Source organism: Actinoplanes sp. TFC3, assembly GCF_001553785.1.
GTDB lineage: Bacteria > Actinomycetota > Actinomycetes > Mycobacteriales > Micromonosporaceae > Actinoplanes.
This window is the reverse complement of record NZ_LOJP01000001.1, coordinates 2,283,919-2,305,600: the sequence shown is the minus strand read 5'-3', so window position 1 is coordinate 2,305,600 and position 21,682 is coordinate 2,283,919. Positions and strand designations below refer to the sequence as shown.

19 protein-coding genes are annotated in these 21,682 nt (G+C 71.2%); 6 read left to right on the top strand and 13 right to left on the bottom strand.

Features of this window, described 5'->3' with window-relative positions; genetic code table 11:
- Window positions 1-6 precede the first annotated feature (6 nt).
- A complete protein-coding gene (locus TFC3_RS10555) occupies window positions 7-1,212 on the top strand; it encodes an ABC transporter ATP-binding protein (protein ID WP_067498757.1) in 1,206 nt (401 codons plus the stop codon).
- Here the strand turns inward: TFC3_RS10555 and TFC3_RS10550 are convergent.
- Window positions 1,199-2,227, bottom strand: coding sequence for an aldo/keto reductase (locus TFC3_RS10550; RefSeq protein ID WP_067498755.1), 1,029 nt, complete (start codon window positions 2,225-2,227; stop codon window positions 1,199-1,201). The genes TFC3_RS10555 and TFC3_RS10550 overlap by 14 nt on opposite strands.
- Window positions 2,228-2,381: 154 nt before the next feature.
- On the opposite strand from TFC3_RS10550, the gene TFC3_RS10545 reads away from it, so the two are divergent.
- Window positions 2,382-4,592, top strand: coding sequence for a tetratricopeptide repeat protein (locus tag TFC3_RS10545; protein WP_161952564.1), 2,211 nt, complete (start codon window positions 2,382-2,384; stop codon window positions 4,590-4,592).
- 25 nt (window positions 4,593-4,617) lie between these two features.
- Here the strand turns inward: TFC3_RS10545 and TFC3_RS10540 are convergent, their stop codons facing one another.
- The 4 genes from TFC3_RS10540 to TFC3_RS10525 form a co-directional block, all read right to left on the bottom strand.
- A complete protein-coding gene (locus TFC3_RS10540) occupies window positions 4,618-5,583 on the bottom strand; it encodes a nitronate monooxygenase family protein (protein WP_067498751.1) in 966 nt (321 codons plus the stop codon).
- A 45-nt stretch (window positions 5,584-5,628) separates the two neighbouring features.
- Window positions 5,629-8,001 carry an SCO7613 C-terminal domain-containing membrane protein gene (locus tag TFC3_RS10535; protein WP_067498748.1) on the bottom strand — a complete coding sequence of 791 codons (2,373 nt, stop codon included), beginning with the start codon at window positions 7,999-8,001 and terminating at the stop codon, window positions 5,629-5,631.
- A 58-nt stretch (window positions 8,002-8,059) separates the two neighbouring features.
- On the bottom strand, window positions 8,060-8,449 hold the full coding sequence (locus tag TFC3_RS10530; protein ID WP_067498746.1) for a TIGR03668 family PPOX class F420-dependent oxidoreductase: 390 nt from the start codon (window positions 8,447-8,449) through the stop codon (window positions 8,060-8,062).
- Window positions 8,450-8,618: 169 nt separating this feature from the next.
- Window positions 8,619-8,963, bottom strand: a complete 345-nt coding sequence (locus tag TFC3_RS10525; RefSeq protein ID WP_067498744.1) for a hypothetical protein — start codon at window positions 8,961-8,963, stop codon at window positions 8,619-8,621.
- Window positions 8,964-9,148: 185 nt separating this feature from the next.
- On the opposite strand from TFC3_RS10525, the gene TFC3_RS10520 reads away from it, so the two are divergent.
- A complete protein-coding gene (locus TFC3_RS10520; RefSeq protein WP_067498742.1) occupies window positions 9,149-10,162 on the top strand; it encodes a hypothetical protein in 1,014 nt (337 codons plus the stop codon).
- Here TFC3_RS10520 and TFC3_RS10515 read toward each other — a convergent pair.
- The 3 genes from TFC3_RS10515 to TFC3_RS10505 form a co-directional block, all read right to left on the bottom strand.
- Window positions 10,149-12,779, bottom strand: a complete 2,631-nt coding sequence (locus tag TFC3_RS10515) for a glucosidase (protein ID WP_067498740.1) — start codon at window positions 12,777-12,779, stop codon at window positions 10,149-10,151. The genes TFC3_RS10520 and TFC3_RS10515 overlap by 14 nt on opposite strands.
- Before the next feature lie 34 nt (window positions 12,780-12,813).
- Window positions 12,814-13,638 (bottom strand): metal-dependent hydrolase, encoded by an 825-nt coding sequence (locus TFC3_RS10510; protein WP_067498738.1) that lies wholly within the window; start codon window positions 13,636-13,638, stop codon window positions 12,814-12,816.
- Between the two features lie 97 nt (window positions 13,639-13,735).
- On the bottom strand, window positions 13,736-14,164 hold the full coding sequence (locus tag TFC3_RS10505; protein WP_067498736.1) for a DUF1707 domain-containing protein: 429 nt from the start codon (window positions 14,162-14,164) through the stop codon (window positions 13,736-13,738).
- A 180-nt stretch (window positions 14,165-14,344) separates the two neighbouring features.
- Here TFC3_RS10505 and TFC3_RS10500 point away from each other — a divergent pair, with 180 nt between their 5' ends.
- Window positions 14,345-15,565, top strand: coding sequence for a sensor histidine kinase (locus TFC3_RS10500; protein WP_236718062.1), 1,221 nt, complete (start codon window positions 14,345-14,347; stop codon window positions 15,563-15,565).
- The gene (locus tag TFC3_RS10495; protein WP_067498732.1) at window positions 15,562-16,248 is read left to right on the top strand and encodes a response regulator transcription factor; all 687 of its coding nucleotides are present in this window, start codon (window positions 15,562-15,564) and stop codon (window positions 16,246-16,248) included. Before TFC3_RS10500 ends, TFC3_RS10495 begins: the two co-directional genes overlap by 4 nt.
- Here the strand turns inward: TFC3_RS10495 and TFC3_RS10490 are convergent.
- Both TFC3_RS10490 and TFC3_RS10485 read right to left on the bottom strand, forming a co-directional pair.
- Entirely contained in the window at window positions 16,245-16,757 is a 513-nt protein-coding gene (locus TFC3_RS10490) for an NUDIX domain-containing protein (RefSeq protein WP_153040169.1), read from the bottom strand. The two genes, TFC3_RS10495 and TFC3_RS10490, sit on opposite strands and share 4 nt — an antisense overlap.
- Before the next feature lie 33 nt (window positions 16,758-16,790).
- The gene (locus TFC3_RS10485) at window positions 16,791-16,985 is read right to left on the bottom strand and encodes a hypothetical protein (RefSeq protein ID WP_067498730.1); all 195 of its coding nucleotides are present in this window, start codon (window positions 16,983-16,985) and stop codon (window positions 16,791-16,793) included.
- A 97-nt stretch (window positions 16,986-17,082) separates the two neighbouring features.
- On the opposite strand from TFC3_RS10485, the gene TFC3_RS10480 reads away from it, so the two are divergent.
- The gene (locus TFC3_RS10480) at window positions 17,083-17,523 is read left to right on the top strand and encodes a MarR family winged helix-turn-helix transcriptional regulator (RefSeq protein WP_067498727.1); all 441 of its coding nucleotides are present in this window, start codon (window positions 17,083-17,085) and stop codon (window positions 17,521-17,523) included.
- Here TFC3_RS10480 and TFC3_RS36910 read toward each other — a convergent pair.
- From TFC3_RS36910 to TFC3_RS10470, 3 genes are all read right to left on the bottom strand, one after another.
- Window positions 17,504-17,698, bottom strand: coding sequence for a hypothetical protein (locus TFC3_RS36910; protein ID WP_153040168.1), 195 nt, complete (start codon window positions 17,696-17,698; stop codon window positions 17,504-17,506). The two genes, TFC3_RS10480 and TFC3_RS36910, sit on opposite strands and share 20 nt — an antisense overlap.
- Before the next feature lie 200 nt (window positions 17,699-17,898).
- Window positions 17,899-19,803 carry an amylo-alpha-1,6-glucosidase gene (locus tag TFC3_RS10475; protein ID WP_067498725.1) on the bottom strand — a complete coding sequence of 635 codons (1,905 nt, stop codon included), beginning with the start codon at window positions 19,801-19,803 and terminating at the stop codon, window positions 17,899-17,901.
- A 133-nt stretch (window positions 19,804-19,936) separates the two neighbouring features.
- On the bottom strand, window positions 19,937-21,682 hold the full coding sequence (locus TFC3_RS10470; RefSeq protein ID WP_067498723.1) for a bifunctional 3'-5' exonuclease/DNA polymerase: 1,746 nt from the start codon (window positions 21,680-21,682) through the stop codon (window positions 19,937-19,939).

Sequence of the window (21,682 nt, the reverse complement as noted above, 5' to 3'; positions counted from 1 at the left end):
GCTGGCATGGCTGACATCGTTCTCGACAAGGTGACAAAGAGTTACCCGGATGGCACCACCGCGGTGCACGGCATCGACCTGGAGATCGCCGACGGCGAGTTCATCATCCTGGTCGGCCCGTCCGGTTGCGGGAAGTCGACAACTCTCAACATGATCGCCGGGCTGGAGGACATCACCTCCGGGGAGCTGCGCATCGCCGGTCAGCGGGTCAACGACAAGGCGCCCAAGGACCGGGACATCGCGATGGTGTTCCAGTCGTACGCGCTGTATCCGAACATGACCGTGCGCGACAACATGGGTTTTCCGCTCAAGCTGGCCAAGCTGCCCAAGGCCGAGATCGACAAGAAGGTGGCCGAGGCGGCCAAGGTGCTGGAGCTGACCGAATATCTCGACCGCAAACCGGCGAACCTGTCCGGCGGGCAGCGCCAGCGGGTGGCCATGGGCCGGGCCATCGTGCGCAACCCCAAAGCATTCCTGATGGACGAGCCGCTGTCCAACCTGGATGCCAAGCTGCGGGTGCAGATGCGGACCCAGGTTTCCCGCCTGCAAAAACAACTGGGTACGACCACCGTCTACGTCACCCACGACCAGACCGAAGCCATGACCCTTGGTGATCGCGTCGTGGTCATGCGCGCCGGGTACATCCAGCAGGTCGGCGACCCCCAGACCTTGTACGACAACCCGGTCAACCTGTTCGTCGCCGGGTTCATTGGCTCGCCGTCGATGAACTTCCTGCCCGCCACCGCTGAGGAGGGCGTGCTGCGGACCCCGCTCGGCGACCTGCCCCTCGGCGACCGGGTCCGGCGCAGCCTCAGCGGAGCCGACGCGCCGCGCCAGTTGATCGTCGGCATCCGGCCCGAGCACTTCGAGGACGCCCACCTGGTCGACGAGGCGCAACTGCCCAACGGCTTCACCTTCAACGCCCCTGTCGACCTGGTCGAGTCGATGGGCTCCGACAAATATGTCTACTTCTCCCTGGAGAATGGCGCTGTCGCCTCCGAGGATCTGCAGGACCTCGCCGCCGACGCGGGTGGCGCGGACCTGCCCGACCAGAGTGGGCTCGTCACGCGCCTGTCGGCCGAATCCCGCGTGCGCGAGGGCACCGACGCCCGCGTGTGGCTCAACCTCGACAAGATCCACCTGTTCGACCCGTCGACCGGGCGCAACATGACCCTGCACGAGGGCCGGGCGGCCGGGCTTACCGCTGGTTGAGTGACCGGCTGCGCTGGTCGACCCCGAGCGCGCCGTAGGGGTAGTCCGGCGGTTGCGGGTCGCTGACGGCATCGAGGGCCGCGGTCTCCTCCTCATCGAGGTGCAGCTCCGCGGCCCTCAAATTCGCGTCCAACTGCTCGACCGTGCGCGCACCCAGGATCGTTGAGGTCACCCCGGGACGTCCGGTGACCCAGGCCAGCGCCACTTCGGCCATCGAGACCTTGCGGGCCTCGGCAATGCTCTGCACGGCGTCAATCACCTTCCAGGTACGGTCGGAGCCCCGCCGATCCCACGCCTCCATCCCGCGGCCCGGGTCCTCGCCGAGCCGGGTTGCCCCCTGCGGCCGCTGATCCCGCCGGTACTTGCCCGACAGCCACCCGCCGCCCAGCGGGCTCCACGGCAGCAGGCCCAGGCCCGCGTCCTGAGCCGCCGGCACGATCTCCCACTCGATTTCGCGCACCAGCAGGCTGTACTGCGGTTGCAGGGTGACCGGGGCAGCCAGCCCCAGCTCGCGGGCCAGGTGCACAGCCTTGGTCAGCTGCCACCCGGTGAAGTTGGAGAACCCGTAGTAGCGGATCTTCCCGGCGCGCACGAACCCGTCGAGCGTGCGCAGCGTCTCCTCCAGCGGGGTCACCGGATCCCACGAGTGCGCCTGATAGAGGTCGACGCTGTCGCGTCCGAGCCGGCGCAGCGAGTCGGCCAGCGCGCGGGTCAGGTGCCGCGCGGACAGCCCCAGCGCGTTCGGTTCCTGGCCCATCGGGAACCGGCCCTTGGTCGCGAGCACGATCCGGTCGGTCAGCTCGGCCGGCCGGTCGGCAAACCAGCGGCCAATGATGCTCTCGGATTCCCCCGCGGCGTACACGTCGGCGGTGTCGACGAACGTGCCGCCCGCCTCGGCGAACCGGTCGAGCTGGGCGTGCGCGACATCCTCGCTGGATTCGGCGCCGAAGGTCATCGTGCCGAGGCACAGGGCTGAGACGGCGCAACCGCTGCGCCCGAGCGTGCGGATTTCCATACCGCCAACGTACGCCCGCCCCGACCGGCATACGCCCCCGTAAACGCATGCCGGTGCGGGGCATTGAACTGCGTATGGTTACGGTCGCTCAACACAAGGGGCGTTTCCAGGGCGCCCACCGGGCGTTCAGGGGGCGTTGGTGTTCGGGGACCAGGTGCGCGCACGTCGGCGGGAACTCGGCCTCACCCAGGAAGAGCTGGCCGAACGCGCGAAAATCGACGTCAAGACGGTCCGGATGATCGAGACCGGCAAGCGCACGCCCCGCCCGGCCACCACCCGGATGCTCGCCGACGCGTTGCAGGTCCACGGCGAGGCCCGCACCCACCTGTTGGGAGCTTCGACGCCGACCGGGACGGCTCAGCCGATTCCTGCGCAACTGCCGCCGGACGTGTACGGCTTCGTTGGACGCGCCGCTCACCTGCACACCCTCGACGCCCTCACCGCCGCCCCCGGCAACCGGCCGCCAGCGATCGCGCTGTCCGGCTCGGGCGGCATCGGCAAGACCGCGCTTGCCGTGCACTGGGCGCACCGGGTGCGGGACCGCTTCCCCGACGGCCAGTTGCACGCCGACCTGCGCGGCTTCGACCCCGGCGGCACCGTACGCGACCCGGCCGCGGTGCTGCACGGCTTCCTCGGCGCGCTCGGCGTCCACCCGGAACGCATCCCGGCGTCAGTGGACGAGCGGGCCGCGTTGTATCGCAGCCTGCTCGCCGACCGGCGCATCCTGGTGCTGCTCGACAACGCCCGCGACGCCTCCCAGGTGCACCCGCTGCTGCCCGGCTCGCGCGGCTGCCTCGTGGTGGTGACCAGCCGCGACGACCTGGCCGGCCTGGTCGTCCGGCACGGCGCGCACCCGCTCGGGCTGCACCTGCTCAGCGAGGACGAGGCGTATCAGCTGCTGGCCCGGCGCTTGGGTGCGGACCGGCTCGCCGGGGCACCGGCGGCGGTCGAGGAGATCATCGCGCACTGCGCCCGGCTGCCGCTGGCTTTGACCATCACAGCCGCGCTCGCCACGACCCGGCCCGATGTCCCGCTGGACAAGCTGGCCGCCGAGCTGCGGGACGCCCAAGGGCGGTTGGACACCCTGTCGGTGGGCGATCCAGCTGCGGACGTACGGGCGGTGTTCTCGTGGTCCTACCGGACCTTGAGCCCGGCCGCGGCGCGCCTTTTCCGCCTGCTGGGGTTGCATCCCGGGCCGCACGTTTCGGTTGCGGCAGCGGCAAGTCTGGCCGCGGAGCCGCTGGTACGGACCCGGTTGCTGCTCGCCGAACTGACCGCGGCCAGCCTGCTCAGCGAGCGGGATCCCGGCCGGTTCGCCTTTCACGATCTGCTGCGGGTGTACGCCTCGGACCGGGCGTACCAGCAGGAGAGCCCGGACGATCGCGACGCCGCGGTACGCCGCATGCAGGGCCACTACCTCCACACCGCCCAGGCCGGCGATCGCGCTCTGGCAACCCACCGCAACGCCCTCGCCACGCCGGCACCGCCCCCGGGAACGCTGCTCGACGATGCACCGCGCGGGGCCGAGGAGGCGCTGGCCTGGTTCAGCGCCGAGCACGCAGTGCTGCTGGCGGTCCTGCACCAGGCCAGGAACGCCGGGCAGGACGTGCATGTGTGGCACCTGGCGTTCGAGATGTCGACCTACCTGCACCGCAAGGCCCTGGGCGAGGACTGGGTGAGCGTGCAGCACCTCGCCATGGCCGCCGCCGACCGGCTCGGTGATCGCGAACGACAGGTCCGCACGCACAACGAGCTGGCCGGCGCCTACTTCTCCGACGGCGACCCAGCCACGGCGCTCGACCATCTGCAGCACGCGCTCGCGCTGAACGAGGCGCTCGGCGACAGCTCCGGCCTGGCGCGCTGCTGTCTCAACACCGGTGCGGTGCTGCAATCGCTGAACCGGCACCGGGAGGCGCTCGAACACTACGAGAAGGCGCTCCGGCTGTTCCGCGAAGCTGGCAACCGGGCTCGGGAAGCCGACGCACTCAACGCGGTGGGGTGGTCCCATTCACAGCTCGGCGACTACGCGGCCGCTGTGGCGTACGGCATCGAGGCGGTAGCTCTGACCAGGGACATGGACGCCGGCGACCATGCCGGGCTCGGCGCGGCGCTGGACAGCTTGGGATATGCGCACAGCCGGCTCGGCAACCACGAAGAAGCGCTGCGCTGCTTGTCGGATTCACTGGAGGAATACCGGGCGTCCGGGTCCACACCGCACCAGGCGGAAATCCTCGCGCACATCGGCGACGCCCACGAGACCGCGGGCGATGTGTCCCGGGCCCGCGACGCCTGGCGCAGCTCGCTGACCATCTACGACAGCCTTGACCATCCGGCCGCCGTGGAGCTGCGGGCAAAGTTGCGCTGAAGACGGTCCGGCGCTGGGTCCGGCTTCACCGGCGGTTGGCCCGGATCCACTCCAGCGCCTCCTCGGCCTGTGCCGCCAGCCTGGTGACCAGCTCCTGCGCGGGCGGCACGTCGGTGATCAGATCGACGCCCTCGCCGGCCCAGATCGGCAGCGCCGGGATGACTCCCCGGGCCACGTCATTCCGGTAATCCTGCTGGGCCTGGGCGTCCGCGGCGAGTTCGGTCTCCCGCCCCCGCCATCGGTCCAGATAGGGGTGGGCGAGCGTACGAGCGCTGTAGCGCCCCGGCCAGGCTGAGCCGCGGGCGAAGTCCAGGATCCGGCTCCGCTCGGTGTCCGCGGCGCCGGCCCGTACCAGTGCCGCGGTCACGCCCGGTGCGACCAGGGCCTCCGCGGAGGCTTGGAAACGCGTGCCGATCAGCGCCCCCGCCGCGCCGGCCGCGAGCACAGCGGCTACGCCACGCCCGTCAGCGATGCCACCGGCGGCCAGCACAGGAACGGACCCGGCAAGATCCACGACGGCCGGTACGAACGCAAGTACCGATCGTCCCCGGTGCGCGCCATGGCCACCGGCCTCGGTGCCCTGGGCCACGATCACGTCGGCACCCAGGTCGAGGGCCAGCCGTGCCTCGTCGAGATCGGTGACCTGGAGGATGACCTTGACGCCGGCCGCGTGCACGGCTGCGACGAACGGGCTCGGGTCGCCGAAGGAGAACATCAGCGCGCTGGGTTCGTACCGTAGGACCTGTTCTATGGCTGGGAGTGTGACGGCCCACGTCAGGAAGCCGGCGCCCCACGGCAGCCCGGTTTCCGCCACGATCGGCGTCTCGCGCGCGAGCCACTCCGGATCGCCGAACGCGCCGCCCAGCAGCCCGAGCCCGCCGCCGCGCGACACCGCCGCTGCCAGTGCCCCACCGGCCGAACCGCCCATGGGCGCCAGCGCGATCGGATGCCGCACGCCGAGCAGGTTGGTGAACGCCGTTGCCACCGCCATGAGGTCATCATGGCCTACCCGCGGGCGCGGCGGGTTCGGGGTAGCTCAACCCATCCGGGTCAGGGCGGCACGCAGCCGGGCCATGTCGCGGCGACGGCGTTCCAGGGTCATGGCGAGCCCAACCAGCAGCAGGCCGGCCGCCGCTAGCGGGATCCAGCGCGGCAGCAAGTCCCACACCAGGATCGCTTCATGCAGGGCGAGCACAACCAGCGTCACTCCACCCGCGACCACCGGCGCCCGCAGCCGCATCTGGGCGCCGACAACCGTGAGTGCCAGCGCGGCCAGGCCCAGCAGCAGGCGGCGCAGCGGTTCACCCTCCTGCACCAGCACGGTCATCAGGGTGGGCAGCAGGGCCGCAGCCAGCGCCGGACCGTAGGCAGCCCAGCTCGACAGTCCACGCCGCAGCAGCAAGCCGGCCAGCAGAGCCACGACCGCCGCGGGAATCGTGTACGCCTCCACCACCGCAACGTCCGAAGCCGCCAGCAGCATCCACGCCGCAGCCAGCTCAACAACGGCGGCCGCGATCACATGCTGACGCCAAGCACCGGCCGCCCGGACCAGCGCCCGCAACCCGAGAGCAACACCCCAGAACGTGCACACCGCGGCCATGTACCGCCCCGAGTCGCCCATCAGCAGCACCGCCAGCAGCGCTCCCCCGTGCCCGGCGGCCTGCAACACACGCCCCTCGGCACCGCGCCGGCGCAAGGTGACCAGTACGCCAACCGCCAGCATCGCAGCCGCGGTCCCCAGCAGGACGAAGGCAATCCCGCGCCACTCCAGCCCGGCCCGGCGACCAGCGACGACGGCCTCCACGAACGCGGCCAGCACCGCACTCACCACACCGGCTACCCGCACCGGTAAAACCCGGCCCTGAGCAGCGGCCACGCCACCCGCGACCACCGTCAACCCAAACGCCACCAGCGTCGCCGTGTCCGAGATCGCCGCCCCGGCCAGCCCCGGACCAACGGTGAGCACCCCGGCCCCGGCGGGAACAGCCCACCGGTTCCCGGCCAGCAGGGCGGCCAGCACGAGCGCCCCCAACCCGGTCACCACCGCGGCCACCGCGACGACGGGCCACGGCACCCGGGAGCCGACCACCGCAGCCAACGCCGCCAGCCCGGTCAGAGCCACACCGCTGAGGACCACGTCAACGCGGGGCCGCAGCACCGCAACGCCCACGGTCAGCACCGCGATCACCACCGGCAACCGCCAGTCCGACCATCCGAACACGACGGTCCCGGCGAACACGGTCAGCGCCGCTACGACCGGCACACCGAGCGACACCAACGCACCGAAGCGGGCTGCCCGGCGTACCGGTGAAGGGACAAGCGTGGCGGCAACGGCCAGGACGGTCACGATCAGCGCAAGCAGGATCGGCGCCCAGAAGCCGCCGGAGGCGATCGCCGCCACCCGTCCGCCGCCGATCGCCAGCGCGATCACGGCGAGCGCAACACTCCAGGACCGGTGGGCCGCCGCGAGCACCGCAGCCGCCGCGAGCAGGGCGAATGCCGAGAGGGCAGCCGATCCGGTGGCTGAGGCAACCGCCAGACCGGTGAGCGAGAGCAGGGCAGCCAGGGCCAGCGCGGCCAGCCCGAAACCGTAGGCGACGAACCGGACCGAGCGGCCCAGGCGGAAGATCATCAGGTTTGCGGCGGCAACAAGCGTCATCGTGTACGCCCACCCGGCCGTTCCGGGATGCGAGGGCGCCACCACCAGCGGCAGCACCGGTTGGGCCAGCACCAGAGCGGCGTACCGCGGGCCGGTCAGACCGGTCAGGTGCTCGTAGCCGGCGGCGATCGCGGCGGTCACGGCGAACACCGCTCCCGCATAGCCCAGGGCCGTGGTGTGGGCGAGCCCGAACAGGTTGACGTACCAGGCGGCGTACCCGTCCAGCAGCACCAGCAGCAACCCGACCGCCGCGAAGGTCTCGGCGCTGGCCCGCAGCTTGCGGCGCAGCGCGAACAGCGGTGCGACCAGCGCGACAACGGTGGCCACGCCGAGCAGCCCCGCGCGGCCCTTGAGCCCGAACTGCGACCAGGCGACGGCGGTGAACACGATCGCGGCCACCGCCAGCAGCACCCCACCCAGCGTGAACAGGGTGTTCTGCACCAGCCGGGTGGAGGCCTCCCCCGCCGCCGTGGTGATCGGAGCCGTCGTCGCCGGCGCGTGCTGGTAGCCGGCCACCGCCGCGCGGACCTTTGCCGCTGCAGCCTCCCGCTGCTGCCACGCCTTGCGCAGAACCGCATCCGCAACGCCAACCGCTTGCCGAGCAGTGGCGAGCCGAGCGGTCAGCACCGGGATCTCGGCGTCCAGCCGGACAACCTCGGCGGCATCGGGGTCCGGGCCGCGGCCACAGCCGGGGCAGCCGGTGGTCAGGGTCGCTTCGCAAGAACAGAAGGGGCACGGGTACGCGGTCACGCCGTTGATCGTCGCGGAGAGTGAGGGCTGCTCTCTTGAGTCGGCGTACTCAGAGTGCCTAGGTGCTCGACCAGGACGTCCAGGTGGTGACGTGGATGCGCAGGAAGGGGCCGGGTGGCGGGGTTTCGGCGTACTGCGGGTAGCGGCTGAGCAGGGCGGGTTCGGGTTCATTGACGATCGTGGCGAGGCCGTCGGCGCGAACCCACCACAGCATGTCCCAGTCGTCGTCGTAGTGGTCGGCGAGCACGCTCACCCGCGGTTCGCGCTCGATGTTGGCCAGCCGTTGCAGCCGCCGGTGCCGCTTGGGTTTGCCGTCCACCGCCGTGTGGATGACCTGCCCGACAACAGCGAAGACGATGGGTACGAGATGAGGTGCCCCGTCCGGCGTGACCGTGGCCAGCCGCGCCACTCGCACCGACGAGAACAGCTCAGCGGCAGGTGAACTCACCGGTCGCCCGCTCCCATGACGCCGGCTCCTGCTCGATCACGTACCCCGGCCCGGAGCGCAGCCACGCCGGCACCGAACTCCATCAACCGATTCTAGAAACCCCCCTGCGCGGGAGCCGGACACCCCCGTTTCGGCGCCCGGCTCTCGCGTCAGCGTTGACGGACAGTAATCAGCAGTAGGCGGTCCGGGCCGCCGCCGGGCTGGCGATGCCGCCGGTACGGTAGCTCTTGGTCTGGTTGCCACCGATCGAGAAGCAGCCGGTGTCCGGCCAGTTGTTGATCACGAAGTAGAAAGAGTACGTCCCGCTGCAGATGTTGCGGACCGTGCCGTACTTCGAGAAGCCGTCGCTGTAGGTGCCCACCAGCGACACGCACGCCGCCGCGGCCGACGCGCTCGGTGCGCCAGCTGCGGTCGCGGTGGCGGCGTGGGCGCCGGTGGCTCCGGCGGAGACGGCGAGCGCGAGGCCGGCGCCGGCCACTGCCAGCGCCTGGGTGATCCGCTTCGGCTTGGACATGGGTCCTCCTAAGTGGAGACAAACCGCCGCCGGACGTCCCGGCGACGAGTTCGATGCTCGGCCCGCAGGCTGCCGCCCAGCAACCTCGAGATGTCCCTGACCTCGGCCTATCTGTCTGCGGTAGACAGATAGACGTGCTCTGACACAATGGTCGGCGTCGATTGCTGAACGGGGGCATCACGAGCATGATGGAGCCGGTCGAGCCGTGGTGGGCCCAGGTCCACGAGGCGGCCCAGTTACTGACGTCGAACCTCGGCGCAGCGGTGACCCGGGCCGGGCGCGACGGGGTATACCACCCGCCACCGGGGCGCCCGGTGCCCAAACGCCGGCGCCGCCCAGCCTCGCTGCGCCATCTCGCCGAGGTGATCGGCACGCACCGGCTGGCGCCGGGGCTGTCGATGGACAAGGACGTCGTGGGGGCCGTGCTGGCCGGCGATCTGCGCTACCTCACCAACCCGATCGCGGTGGTGGCGGTCGCCAGGGCCGCGCAGCTGATCGCCGGGGATCCCCCGGACACCGCTGCCGAACGGCAACTGAGCGTAGCCAGCGAACGCGTTGCCGCGTTGGTCAAGAGCGCCGAGGAGGCCGATCAGCGAGCGCCGCGTCTGCTGCCCGAGCCAGTGCTGGAGGGCGAGTTGCAGCCGGCCCCCACCCGCACCGAGGTGATCGAACGCCCACTGCCCATCGACCGGCCGGTCCGCAACCCCCGCCGCCCCCTGCTCATCATGCTGGCCGTGGCGCTGGTGCTCGGCGTGGGCGTCGGCACGTTCCTGGTCCTGCGCGACGATCCCGACAAGTCCGACGCCGCCTGCACCGCCGGCGCCGACCCGGGCGAAATCATCATCGGTACGCCCACCACGTTCGACGACAAGGCCGCCACCCGGCTCGACCCGACCCTGGACTTCGACGCCATGAACGGCTCGGCCCGCTACGCCCGCCGCAACGGCCGCACGTACTACTGGGGTCGCGCCGGCTCGGACGACAACGCCCCGGAAGCGGGCGGCAGCCGGATCCGCTGGCGCTTCACCGACGGCCCCTGGCACTCCTGCGGCACCGACCTGGCCGTCGACAACCGCAACTACGTGCACAGCCCGGCCGTCCCCACCACCATCAACGGCCGGGCGGTGACGCTGCAGGTCTGCCTGTGGCGCGCCGACCCCTACCGGGAGAACTGCACCCCCGAGATCAAGACGGGCTAGGTGGTTCGGGTCGGTGCAGGGTGAGGATCAGGTCGACGACCAGGGCGGTCCAGCCGGTCTGGTGCCAGGCGCCCAGGCCCGCGCCGTTGTCGCCGTGGAAATACTCGGGGAAGGCGACCAGGTCCTTCCAGTCCGGGTGGGTCTGGAAGAGCTCGTTCGCGCCGTAGATCGGGCGCCGGCCCCACGAGTCCGGCACGAACAGCGAGATCAACCGGCGGGACAGGTCGTCGGCCACCGCGGTCAGCGAGCACTTGGTGGCCGAGCCGGTCGGATATTCGACCTGTAGGTCGTCGCCGTAGAACGCGGCGAACTCGCGCAGCGCCTCGACCAGCAGAAAGTTGGTGGGCATCCAGATCGGGCCACGCCAGTTGGAGTTGCCGCCGAACAGCCCGCTGGTGCTCTCGGCGGGCTCGTAACCGACGGTGAAGTCCGAGCCGCCGAGCGAGACCGTGAAAGGTTTCTCCGCGTGGGAGCGGGAGAGCGTTCTGAGGCCGTACGGGGAGAGAAATTCCTCGGGGTCGAGCATCCGGGCCAGGATCCGCATCAACTGGTCCTGCCCCACCATCGACAGCAGCCGCTGCTGGCGACCGTCCGGGGACAGCCGCCGTGCGCTGATCACGTCGCCGTAGTCGGGCTGGTTGGCCAGCAGCCAGCGCAACCGCGCCCCCAGCTCGGGCAGGCGGGTGAGGGTGCCGGCGGACAGCCGCGTGGTGGCCGCGAGCGGGAGCAGGCCGACGATCGAGCGGGCCTTGAGCGGCATCCGGTGCCCGTCGGGCAGGCGCAGCACGTCGTAGAAGAAGCAGTCCTCGTCGTCCCAGAGACCCTGCTGGTACGCGGCCTCGGCGATGTAGGCGAAGTGCTCGAAGAACTTGGTCGCCATGTCCTCGTAGGTGCGGTCGTGCAGCGCCAGCCGGATCGAGATGTCGAGCAGGTTGAGCGCGTACATGGCCATCCAGCCGGTGCCGTCGGACTGTTCGAGCACCCCGGCGACCGGCAGCGCGGCCGAGCGGTCGAACGGGCCGACGTTGTCCAGCCCGAGGAAGCCGCCTTCGAACACGTTGTTGCCGCCCACGTCCTTGCGGTTGACCCACCAGGTGAAGTTGAGCAGCAGCTTGTGCATGATCCGGGCGAGGAAGTCGTGGTCACGCCCGCCGTCGATCTCGAACACGCGCAGCGCCGCCCAGGCGTGCACGGGCGGGTTGACGTCGCCGAACGCCCACTCGTAGGCGGGGATCTGGCCGTTGGGGTGCATGTACCACTCGCGCAGCAACAGCAGCAGCTGGGCCTTGGCGAACCCGGGGTCGACGCGCGCGATCGTGACGCAGTGGAAGGCCAGGTCCCAGGCGGCGTACCAGGGGTATTCCCACGGGTCCGGCATCGAGATGACGTCGAAGCTGTTCATGTGCCACCAGGCGTTGTTGCGCCCGTAGCGCCGGCCCGGTGGCGGGGGAGCCGAGCCGGGGTCGCCGTGCAGCCATTGTTTGACGTCGAAGTGGTAGAACTGCTTGCCCCACATCAGCCCGGCGATGCCCTGCCGCGCGACCGCCGCTTCCTCCGCGCTGGCCGCCGCCGGGATCAGCTCGGCGAAGAAGGCGTCGGCCTCGGCCTTGCGCTTGGTGATGATCTCTTCATATGAGGGGCCCAGATCCAACGAAGGTGGAGCGTCTGTCTCGGCCAGCCGCAGCCGGATCTCGCGCGTCTCCCCCGGCCCGAGGGTCACCTCGTAGTGCAGCGCGCCCTTGGTGCCCGTGCCCGCCGGGTTGACGGTCGGGGCGCCGGAGACCACATAATCGTTGATGCCGTCCTTCGGGTACGTGCTCGTGCCCGGCTGACCCCACAGGCGCTGCGAGTTGGTCTCGTTGTCGCACATCAGGGCGGCCGGCTCGCCCTCGCCGCGCAACTCGAGGTGCCCGAGGCTGCGGTGCTCGCCGGTCAGCCGGCCGGGGGTGCCGGTGAGCACCGGGACGGGGCGGTTGGCCGCACCCCAGGACCAGGTGTTGCGGAACCACAGCGATGGCAGCACGTGCAGGGTGGCCTCGCCGGGACCCCGGTTGGACACGGTGATGCGGATGCAGGTGTCACGCGGCGAGGCCTTGGCGTAGTCGACGGTCACCGCCCAGAACCGGTCCTCGTCGAAGACGCCGGTGTCGACCAGCTCGTATTCCGGCTCGTCACGCGAGCGCCGGCCGTTGACGGCTACCAGCTCGTCGTACGGGAAAGCGGCCTGCGGGTAGTGGTAACGCCAGGTCATCCAGCTGTGCGTGGGGGTGGAGTCCTGGTACCACCAGTATTCCTTGACGTCCTCGCCGTGGTTGCCGCCATCCCCGCCAAGGCCGAACATGCGTTCCTTGAGGATGGGGTCGCGCCCGTTCCACAGCGCCAAGGCGAAGCAGAACGTCTGCCGGTCGTCGCTGAGCCCGGCCATGCCGTCGTCGTTCCACCGGTAGGTCCGCGAGCGGGCGTGGTCGTGCGGGAAGTAATCCCAGGCGGTGCCGTGCTCGCTGTAGTCCTCCCGCACGGTGCCCCAGGCGCGCTCGGCCAGGTAGGGACCCCAGGCGCGCCATGGCTGCTCGCCTGCGTCAGCCTGCGCCAGGCGCTCACGCTCCCCTTCAGCCACGGCTAAAACATTAACGGACGAACACGAGAGTTGATCAGGGTCCGCTGCTCAGGGCGTCCAGGTTGAGCTGGCGCAGCACGTGCGGGGCGAACATCGCGGCGACGGCCAGCACCGAGATCACCGTGAAAACGGTCCGGAGCACGACGGTCTCGACCTTGCCGCCGACCTGCACGGCGATGCCGTCGGGGATGCCGATCATCCGCCACATCCGCCGGTTGAGCGGGATGGGCCACAGGATGGGCACGCCATTCTTGGTGATCATGTCGCCGAACAGGTGCACCACGCACCCCACGGCGACCGCCGCGCCGAGCATCGGATAACCCCGCTCGCCGGGCAGGTTGGCCGCGGTGAACCAGGCGATCGCGGCGGCCGAGATGGTGATGATGACCCAGCCCGCGCGCTCGGCCCACTCGTCGAACAATCCCCGCAGGGCGAGCCCGGCCATGAAGAAGATAATGCCGACAACTGCCCATTTGCCGTACGAGGTCGCGAGCGTCGTCGTGCCCCACCCGACCAGCGCGGCGAACGGCAGCGTGTGGGTGAAGGTGCGGTGGCCGTTGTTGCGCCGCGGGTCCTTGCTGAGCTTGGTCGCGGTGTAGATGCCCAGCGACACCTTCTCGACCACCTCGGCGATGAACAGCGAGAACACCCCGAACGTGCGGGCCACGGTGGCGCCGCCCTGATTGCGGGTGACCTTGCCGGACAGGTCGAGGTCGGGCAGCAGCGCGCCGCCCGCGCACACCGTCGTGCCAATGGCCACGGCCAGGGGACTCTGCTCGTAGCCCGCGAAATAGTCGAGCGCCCAGCTCCCGGCGAGCCAGACCGCCGCGCCCGACAAAGCGTGCGACGGACCCATCATGGTTGTTGCCCACCCCTCATGCCGATCAGGGGCACCACTGTCGCATCGGTGGACAAGGTGGGCAACGACCCCCGCTTCCACTATGGAGAGACCAACATCACCATCCGCCGTGCATCCGGTGGCTGAACCGGGGCCGCCGATCGCCGTGGCGGGCGTGCCGGATCAGCCCGATGACCAGGAACGTCAGCGGGATGGCAGGCCAGAAGAAGTGCGCGTTGGACAGCAGGAACAACCCGGTCAGCAGGGCCGCGATGAAGATCACGAATCCCGCGTGGCGGCGCAGGTCCCGGCGTGTCGCGGCGCGCGCCTCAGGGGTCTCGCGCAGCGCTTGACGTCCACCGCCGGGCAGATCGGCGGTCAGCGGGGCCAGCTCGTCGCGGTACTTGGACGCGTACACGCTGCTCAGCCGCTCCTCGCCCTCCTCCAGCGAGAGCCGCCCCTCGGCCATCGCGGCCCGCAGAATCGTGGCAACCTGCTCGCGCTCGGCGTCGGACGTGCGCATCCGGGTGCCGCTGGTCTCCGTCATGTCGATCCCCTTCCTGCAAACGTGTGCCTCCAGGCTGCGGGATCCGCTCGCGCCGGGCGTCGGCCCGGGAGAGCGTCTTCGCGTACGTCCACCGGAGTACGCCACTGCCGGTCCCTACGCCCCCGGTCGCACCACCGTGGTCCGATGTCCGCCGCGCCCGGGTGCCGTAGCGTCGTTGACGTGCCGATCCACCCCAGCTACCACCCGCGGCGGCCCTACTCCCAGCGGCGGCCCGGTCCGCGCCGCGACAACTTCAAGGCCGCCGCGTTCGTTGCGCTGGGCTTCCACCTGTTCGGCAACGCTCGCATCGCCGGCGCCCTGGCTGCGCCCGCAGACAAGATCGGCATCGCGCTGCTGGTAGCCGGCCCGCTGGCCCTGCTCTGGCGGCGCCGGGCCCACCTGTTCGTCTTCGCGATCGCGGCGGCGGCCAGCATCGCGTACGCCACCCTGGTGCCGCCGGCCTGGACGTTCCTGGTCGCCCCGGTGATCGCGCTGTACACCGCGGCGAAGGCGGGCCGCGCCCGCGCCGCTGTCCCGGTCGCCGCCGCTGCCTACCTCGTCTACGTCACCGTGACCAAGCTGGCCGCCGAGCCGCTGGGGGTCCCGCTGACGTCCCAGCCGAGCCTTCGCGTGCTCATCCTGACCGCAGTCGGCCTGTTCCTGACCATGATCCTCGGCGAGGCCGGGCGCAGCCGGGACGCCTACTTCGCCCAGCTCGCCAAGGTCAACGCCGAACGCGCCAGGGCCCACGAGGAGCAGGAGAAACGCCAGACCTCCGACGAGCGGCTGCGCATCGCCCGCGAGCTGCACGACGTCCTCGGCCACCACCTGTCGCTGATCAACGTGCAGGCCGGGGTGGGGCTGCACCTGATGGACAGCCGCCCCGAGCAGGCCCGCGAGGCGTTGACCGCGATCAAGACGGCCAGCTCGGAGGCGCTGCGCGAGGTACGGGCGGTGCTCGACGCGCTGCGCCCGGAGCAGGAGGCGGCACCCCGGCAACCGTCGCTGGGGCTGGACCGGCTCGCCGACCTGACCTCGGACGCCGGGCTGCCGATCAGCACCACGACGACCGGGATCCGGCGCGAGCTGCCGCCGGAGGTGGACCGGGCGGCGTACCGGATCATCCAGGAAGCCCTGACCAACGTCCGGCGCCACGCCCTGGCCCAGTCCGCCACGATCGCGATCGACTACGGCCCGCTCGAGCTGCGCCTGGCCATCCGCAACGATGGCACAGCCCGCCCGGAATCCGACGAGGCCGGCGACGGCGGGTCGGGCACCGGGATCGCCGGCATGCGCGCACGGGCGGAGACGCTGGGTGGCACGCTGACGGCCGGGCCGGTGCCCGAGGGTGGTTATCTGGTCGGGGCCGTCCTGCCCACGCACGTTACGGAGTCCGCATGATCAAGGTGCTGCTCGCCGACGACCAGGCCCTGGTGCGGGCCGGGTTCCGCGCGCTGATCAGCGCGGAGCCGGATCTCGAGGTGGTCGGGGAGGCCGCCGACGGGCTCGAAGCCGTACGCCTGGCCGCCGCCACCCGGCCCGACGTCATCCTGATGGACATCCGGATGCCCGGCGTCGACGGCCTGGAAGCCACCCGCCGCATCGCCGCCGACCCCGAGCTGAACGGCATAAGGGTAGTCATTCTGACCACGTTCGAGCTCGATGAGTACGTGTTCGAAGCGTTGCGCACCGGGGCGTCGGGCTTCCTGGTCAAGGACACCGAGCCGGTCGACCTGCTGCGCGGCATCCGCGCAGTGGCGGCCGGGGACGCGCTGCTGTCGCCGAGCGTGACGCGCCGGGTGATCGGCGAGTTCGCCACGCCGGGCGGGCGGGGACGCCCCACGGTGCCGCCGGAGGAAGCGGGGCAACGGCTGGGTCAGCTCACCGACCGCGAGCGCGAGGTGATGGTGCTGGTCGGCGAGGGCCTGTCGAACGACGAGATCGCCGCCCGGCTGGTGATCAGCCCGGCCACCGCCAAGACCCACGTGAGCCGCACAATGGTCAAGCTGGGCGCGCGCGACCGGGCTCAGTTGGTGGTGCAGGCGTACGAGGCCGGGATCATCCGCCCCGGGTGGCTGAGCTAACTGCCTGCTACGGGCTGATTGCCGGGCAGGGGCTCGCCGGGCTGGGCGAACCAGGCCGGCAGCGAGTCGTCCAGCGCGGTGCGGATGCGATGGTGGGCGAACGGCGTGAGGTCGGCCGGCAGCGCGTCCAGGGCGAACCAATCCACAGCCAGCGACTCGGTGTCGTTGACCCGGGCCTGCCCGCTGACCGCCCGGCAGCGATACCAGGTGTTCACCATGTCGCAGCGGTCACCGTTGCCGTAGACCACCGGGTGCAGGGCCACCCCGGCCAGCCGCTCGACCTTGACGTGCACGCCGGTTTCTTCGAGGACTTCGCGGACCACGGCCTCGGCCGGCTGCTCGCCCGGGTCCATCATGCCGGCGATCAGCGACCAGCGGTGGTTGTCGCTGCGCTGCCCGAGCAGCAGCTCGCCGCGGTCGTTGAGGACCACGGCGCTGACCGTCGGAAACATGATCAGGTCCTGGCCGGCCTTGGCGCGCAGGTTCTTGACGTACGGGGATGCGGGCACGCCGCGACCCTATCCGGTGCCGGTTACCGGCGGTCAGCGTTTGCGGGCGGCCTGCCGACGGGCGCGTTGCTCGCGGGTGTACGCCTTGCGCTCCTCGAGGTCCTTCTTCCAGGCGTCGCGGGCTTCCTGCGTGACGCCCTCGATGGCTCCGTTCACCGACGCCGGACCGGCCCAGTATTTGTAGATCCAGTTCCACAGGAACCCGCCCTCGCGGACATCCTTCGCCATGACGACCTCCGTTTGCCCGTTCCTCGCCGATTGGTGCACCAACCATTGGCACACCAATTATTGGTACAGTAACAAGCGAGCTGAGGAGAGCCAACCAATGAGTGACCCGGTCGACAACGACCCTCTGCATCTGGAACAGCAGGTCTGTTTCGCCCTGTCCGTGGCGGCTCGCAGCGTGGTCGCGGTGTACCGGCCGCTTCTCGAACCCATGGGACTGACCCACCCGCAATACCTGGTGATGCTGGCATTGTGGCAGCACGCACCCCTGTCCGTACGGCGGCTGAGCGATCTCCTGCAGTTGGATCCTGGCACCTTGTCGCCGCTGCTCAAGCGACTGGAGGCCATCGGTTACCTGCACCGCGAACGGGACCGGGCAGACGAACGCAGCCTGGCCGTGACGCTGACTCCCCGGGGGCGCGAGCTGCGCGAAGAGGCCCTCACGATCCCGCCGGCGGTGGTTGAGCGACTGGGATTGCCGATCGAGGAGCTGCGGTCGCTCCACGCCGCCCTGACAACAGTCATCGCCGCCGCGAAGTGAGCCCACTCGGGTCGTGCCGGTCGATGGCGATGCCGATGGCCGCGACCACCGCGCCGGCGATCATCATCACGATGCCGGTGACGGCCAGCGCGTGACCCTGCCACGGAAACACGACGACGAGCAGAGCGACGGCCACCACCATCGCGATTACTGCAACAGCTGATCTGTACCTCATCGTCAGGTGGGTACCCGGGCCGCGACGGCCGAACCGGCGTGCGGCGCGATAGCCCCCCTTCAGGGGACATGACACTGACAACGCTCGAGGGGCAACGGCCTTGATGAGCGCCGGCTCAGCTCGGTGCAGCATCAAGGTCAGTGCCGCCGGCTGCACAGGATCGCGACATCAATGGCAACCCGGGACGGGTGTAAAGACCGTCACAGCCGCCGGGCCCGCAGCGCCTCCGCCACCGACCACGCCTGGAACGGGCACCCCGTAGCCGGGTGCGGTGCATCCCCGCCGGCGGTCTCGGAAACCGACCCGAGGCCGTACTCGCCCAGGTGCCAGTCGGCATCGGACAGGGTCTGGTCGGCGGCGATGCCGAGTTTGCGCCAGGATTCCACGTACGGGCCGGTGAGCCAGGGCCACACCGTTCCCGTGTGGTACGCCGTGTCCCGCTCGGCCGGGCCGCCGCGGTGGTTGCCCTGGTAGCCCGGTGTTCCCGGCGCTTGGCTGCGGGGTCCGAGCGGGGTCATCAGGGCCGCCCCGATGGTCTGCAGCGCGGCGGGTTCGGGGCGCAGCGGCGCGTACGGCAAGGACCAGGCCAGCAGTTGGTTGGGCCGCAACGTGTCGTCGTTGCCGTTGGGTCCGTCCACCACGTCGTGCAGCAGGCCACCACCGGCCGGGAAGCGGCGCGCGAAGGAGCCCAGGGCGGCGGCGTGGGCGCGGTCGACGGCGCCGACGTCCGCGCGGATCTGCCAGGCCATCTTGATCAGCATGGCCAGCCCGTTGATCCACAGCGCGTTGACCTCGACCGGCTTGCCTGCCCGGGGCGTCACCGGGACCTCGTTGACGCGCGCGTCCATCCACGTCAGCGCCACCCCGGGGGCACCCTGGCGCAGGAGGCCGTCGGCCGGGTCCGCGCCGATGCCGTAGCGGGTGCCGGCCAGGTGGGCGTCCACCGCGGTGAGCAGAACCGGGACCAGCTCGGCGGCCAGGTCGGTGTCGCCGGTCAAGGCAACGTGCCGGCCGACTGCGTGCAGGAACCACAGCGTGGCGTCGACCGTGTTGTACTCGACCCCGCCGACGTCAGCGGTGTTGGCGAGCATGCCCTCCGACAGGGTCGCCGCGTAGTTCTGCAGCAGGCTGCGGCCCAGCTCGCCCCGCCCGGTGGCCAGGAACAGGCCCTCGTAGCTGATCATCGTGTCGCGCGACCAGGCGCCGAACCAGGGGTAGCCGGCCACCACGTCGGGGCCGGCGTCGGTGCGCACGACGAAGGCGTCGGCGGCCAGCGCGAGGGTGGCCTGGGCTTCGTCGCCGGGTCCGGCCGCTGCCACCACGGCCCGATTCCTGGTACGCCCAGAGCTCACCACCTCAGCCGCCGGCTCCGGCACCGTCTCCAGGTCGTCGGCCCACGCCGCCACCGACGCGGTCGCCCCGGCCTGGCGCAGCTCGGCGTGGAAGCTTCCGGCGTACCAGAGATCCTCGGTGGGCGTGAGCCCGCGCGCCGCCTCCTCGCGATGCCGCACCCCGTGGAACCACCCACCCGCACCGCGGAAATCCGGCCCGCGCAAGCGGTACGCCCCCTCGACCACGCACCCGCCCTCCACCTCGGTGACCACCGGTTGCGGGCCCCCGGCCGTGCGTTCGGCATGCACATCGCGCCACGTGCACAGCGCCTCGAGCCGCAAACTGACGGGGCCGCCGGTGAGCAGCCGGTGCACGACGGCCACGCTGCTGCGCCCGGGTTCCATCGCCAGCTCGCGTTCCAGCACCACGTCACCGATGCGCCAGCGCCACCGCGGCAGCCCGTCGACCAGCTCGAAGCCGGACAGGAACCGGTGCCCCTCGGGCGCGACCACCCCGTCGGCCCACTCGTGCACCCCGAGGCGCACCACCGCCCCGGACGCCAGCGTGACCACCGGGTCGAGCGCGGCAAGCCCGAGGTAGCGCAGCCCGGGGTTCTTGCCCGCAACCACCAGCAACCCGTGGTAGCGCCGGGTCCGCAGGCCGCTGACGGTGCCCATCGCGTAGCCACCACGCCCGTCGGGCACGAGCCATTCCCGGCGCGAGCCCTCGTCGAGGTGCCCGCAGACCTGAGTCCCGAAAGCAATGCGGCGCATGGCGAAACGCTATCCCGGCGGCGGTGATGGTGCTTACGCGGCGCCCGATCCCGGCGAACTCTTCCCTCCCGAGGCTGCGTGATCGGCTCGACATCGCCGAGGGTTTCGCCCGCCAGATCGAGGACCACAACGCTCAAGCCGCATCCGCGTAACAGTCGACAATCGAAACATCCAACGGAAACCTGACCTCGGTACGCCCAAAGAGCAGGTCCCCCGCTCGCCCGGCGGCGAGCCGCACCGCCGCCGCGACGGCATCGGCTTCGGCGACCGGGCAGTGCACCCCCACCTCGTCGTGCACGAACAGCACGATCTCCGCGCGCATGCCGGCCAGCTCGGTACGCAGGGTGGCCAGCAGCACCAGCGCCCACTCGGCGGCGGTGGCCTGGATGACGAAGTTGCGGGTGAACCGCCCGCGGGCCCGCCCCGAGGCGCCACCCTGCGACACGTCGGCCGGCCCGGACTCCTCCGGCGGGTCCAGCCCGGCATCGCGCCACGCGGTCGACGAGGGCGGGCAGGTCCGGCCCAGCCACGAGCGGACCAGTCCCCCGGCCTCCCCGGTGCGGGCGGCGGCCTCGACGTACTCGAACGCGGTCGGGTAGTGCTTGCGCAGCACCGCCAGGGCCGGGATCGCGGCGCCGCCGGTCTGGCCGTACATCGCGCCGAGCAGGGCAACCTTGGCCTTGGGGCGGTCGCCGTCGAACGAGTCCTTGGCCAGCGCGGCGTACAGGTCGTCGGCCTCGCCCGCCGCGGCCAGCCGGGCGTCACCGGACACGGCGGCCAGCACCCGCGGTTCGAGCTGACCGGCGTCGGCCACCACGAAGCACCAGCCCGGGTCGGCCACCACCGCGCGGCGCACCACCTTGGGCACCTGCAACGCCCCACCCCCGCGGGTGGCCCAGCGCCCGGACACCACGCCCCCGGGCACGTACTCCGGGCGGAAGCGGCCTGCGCTGACCCACGACTCCAGCCAGCCCCAGCCGTGCGCGGTCCAGATCCGGTACAGCTCCTTGTACTCCAGCAGCGGCTTGACCGCCGGGTGCTCGACCTTGCGCAGCACCCAGGCGCGCGTGTTCGGGATGTCGATGCCCGCCCTGGCGAACGCCTTGAGCACCTCGGCCGGCGAATCCGGGTGCAATCCCCGTACCCCGAAAGCGGTGTTGATCTCCGCAGTGAGCTCGGCCAACCGGCGCGGCGGCCCCACCGGCTGCGGCGCGCCCAGCAACTCCCGCAGCAACCGGTCGTGCACGTCGGCCCGCCACGGCAGCCCGATGTGCCCCATCTCGGCGCCCACCAGCGCCCCCGCCGACTCCGCCGCCACCAGCAGAGCGACCCGCCGCGGCCGCCCGGTCCCCCGGACCCGCCGCTGCTGATCGGCAAACACCTCAATCAGCGCACCCAGCACCACTGCCGCGGCGCTGTCGTAGCCACTCCCCCCGGCCACCGCCAAAACGGTTCGATACGCCGACCCGCCGCCTCCCGTGGCCGGGCCGAACAGCGTCTCCTGGGCCAGCCCGGGCGGCTCCGGCAACCGCGGCGGCGGATCGGCCGGCACCGGCAGCACCCCGCGCACCCGGGCCACCGCCGCCGCCAGCGACCGCGGCGCTCCCCACATCCCAGCGTGCCCGAGCAGCAACGCCTCGGTCAGCTCGACGTCATGGCACCGCCCGACGCGCACCCCGGCCCGCAGCAACGCCGGGTAGACCTCGGCTGTGGCCGCCCACAACCACCGCGGCGCATCGCAGGCCTCGCGCGCCGCCACCGCCGCCGCCACATCCGGCACGGCCACCGGCGCCCCGGCCACCGAGCCGTCCTGGTGCACGTCCTGCAGCCAGCCGGGACCTTCTCCCGACCCGTCCCCGGACACCACAGCTACCAGCAC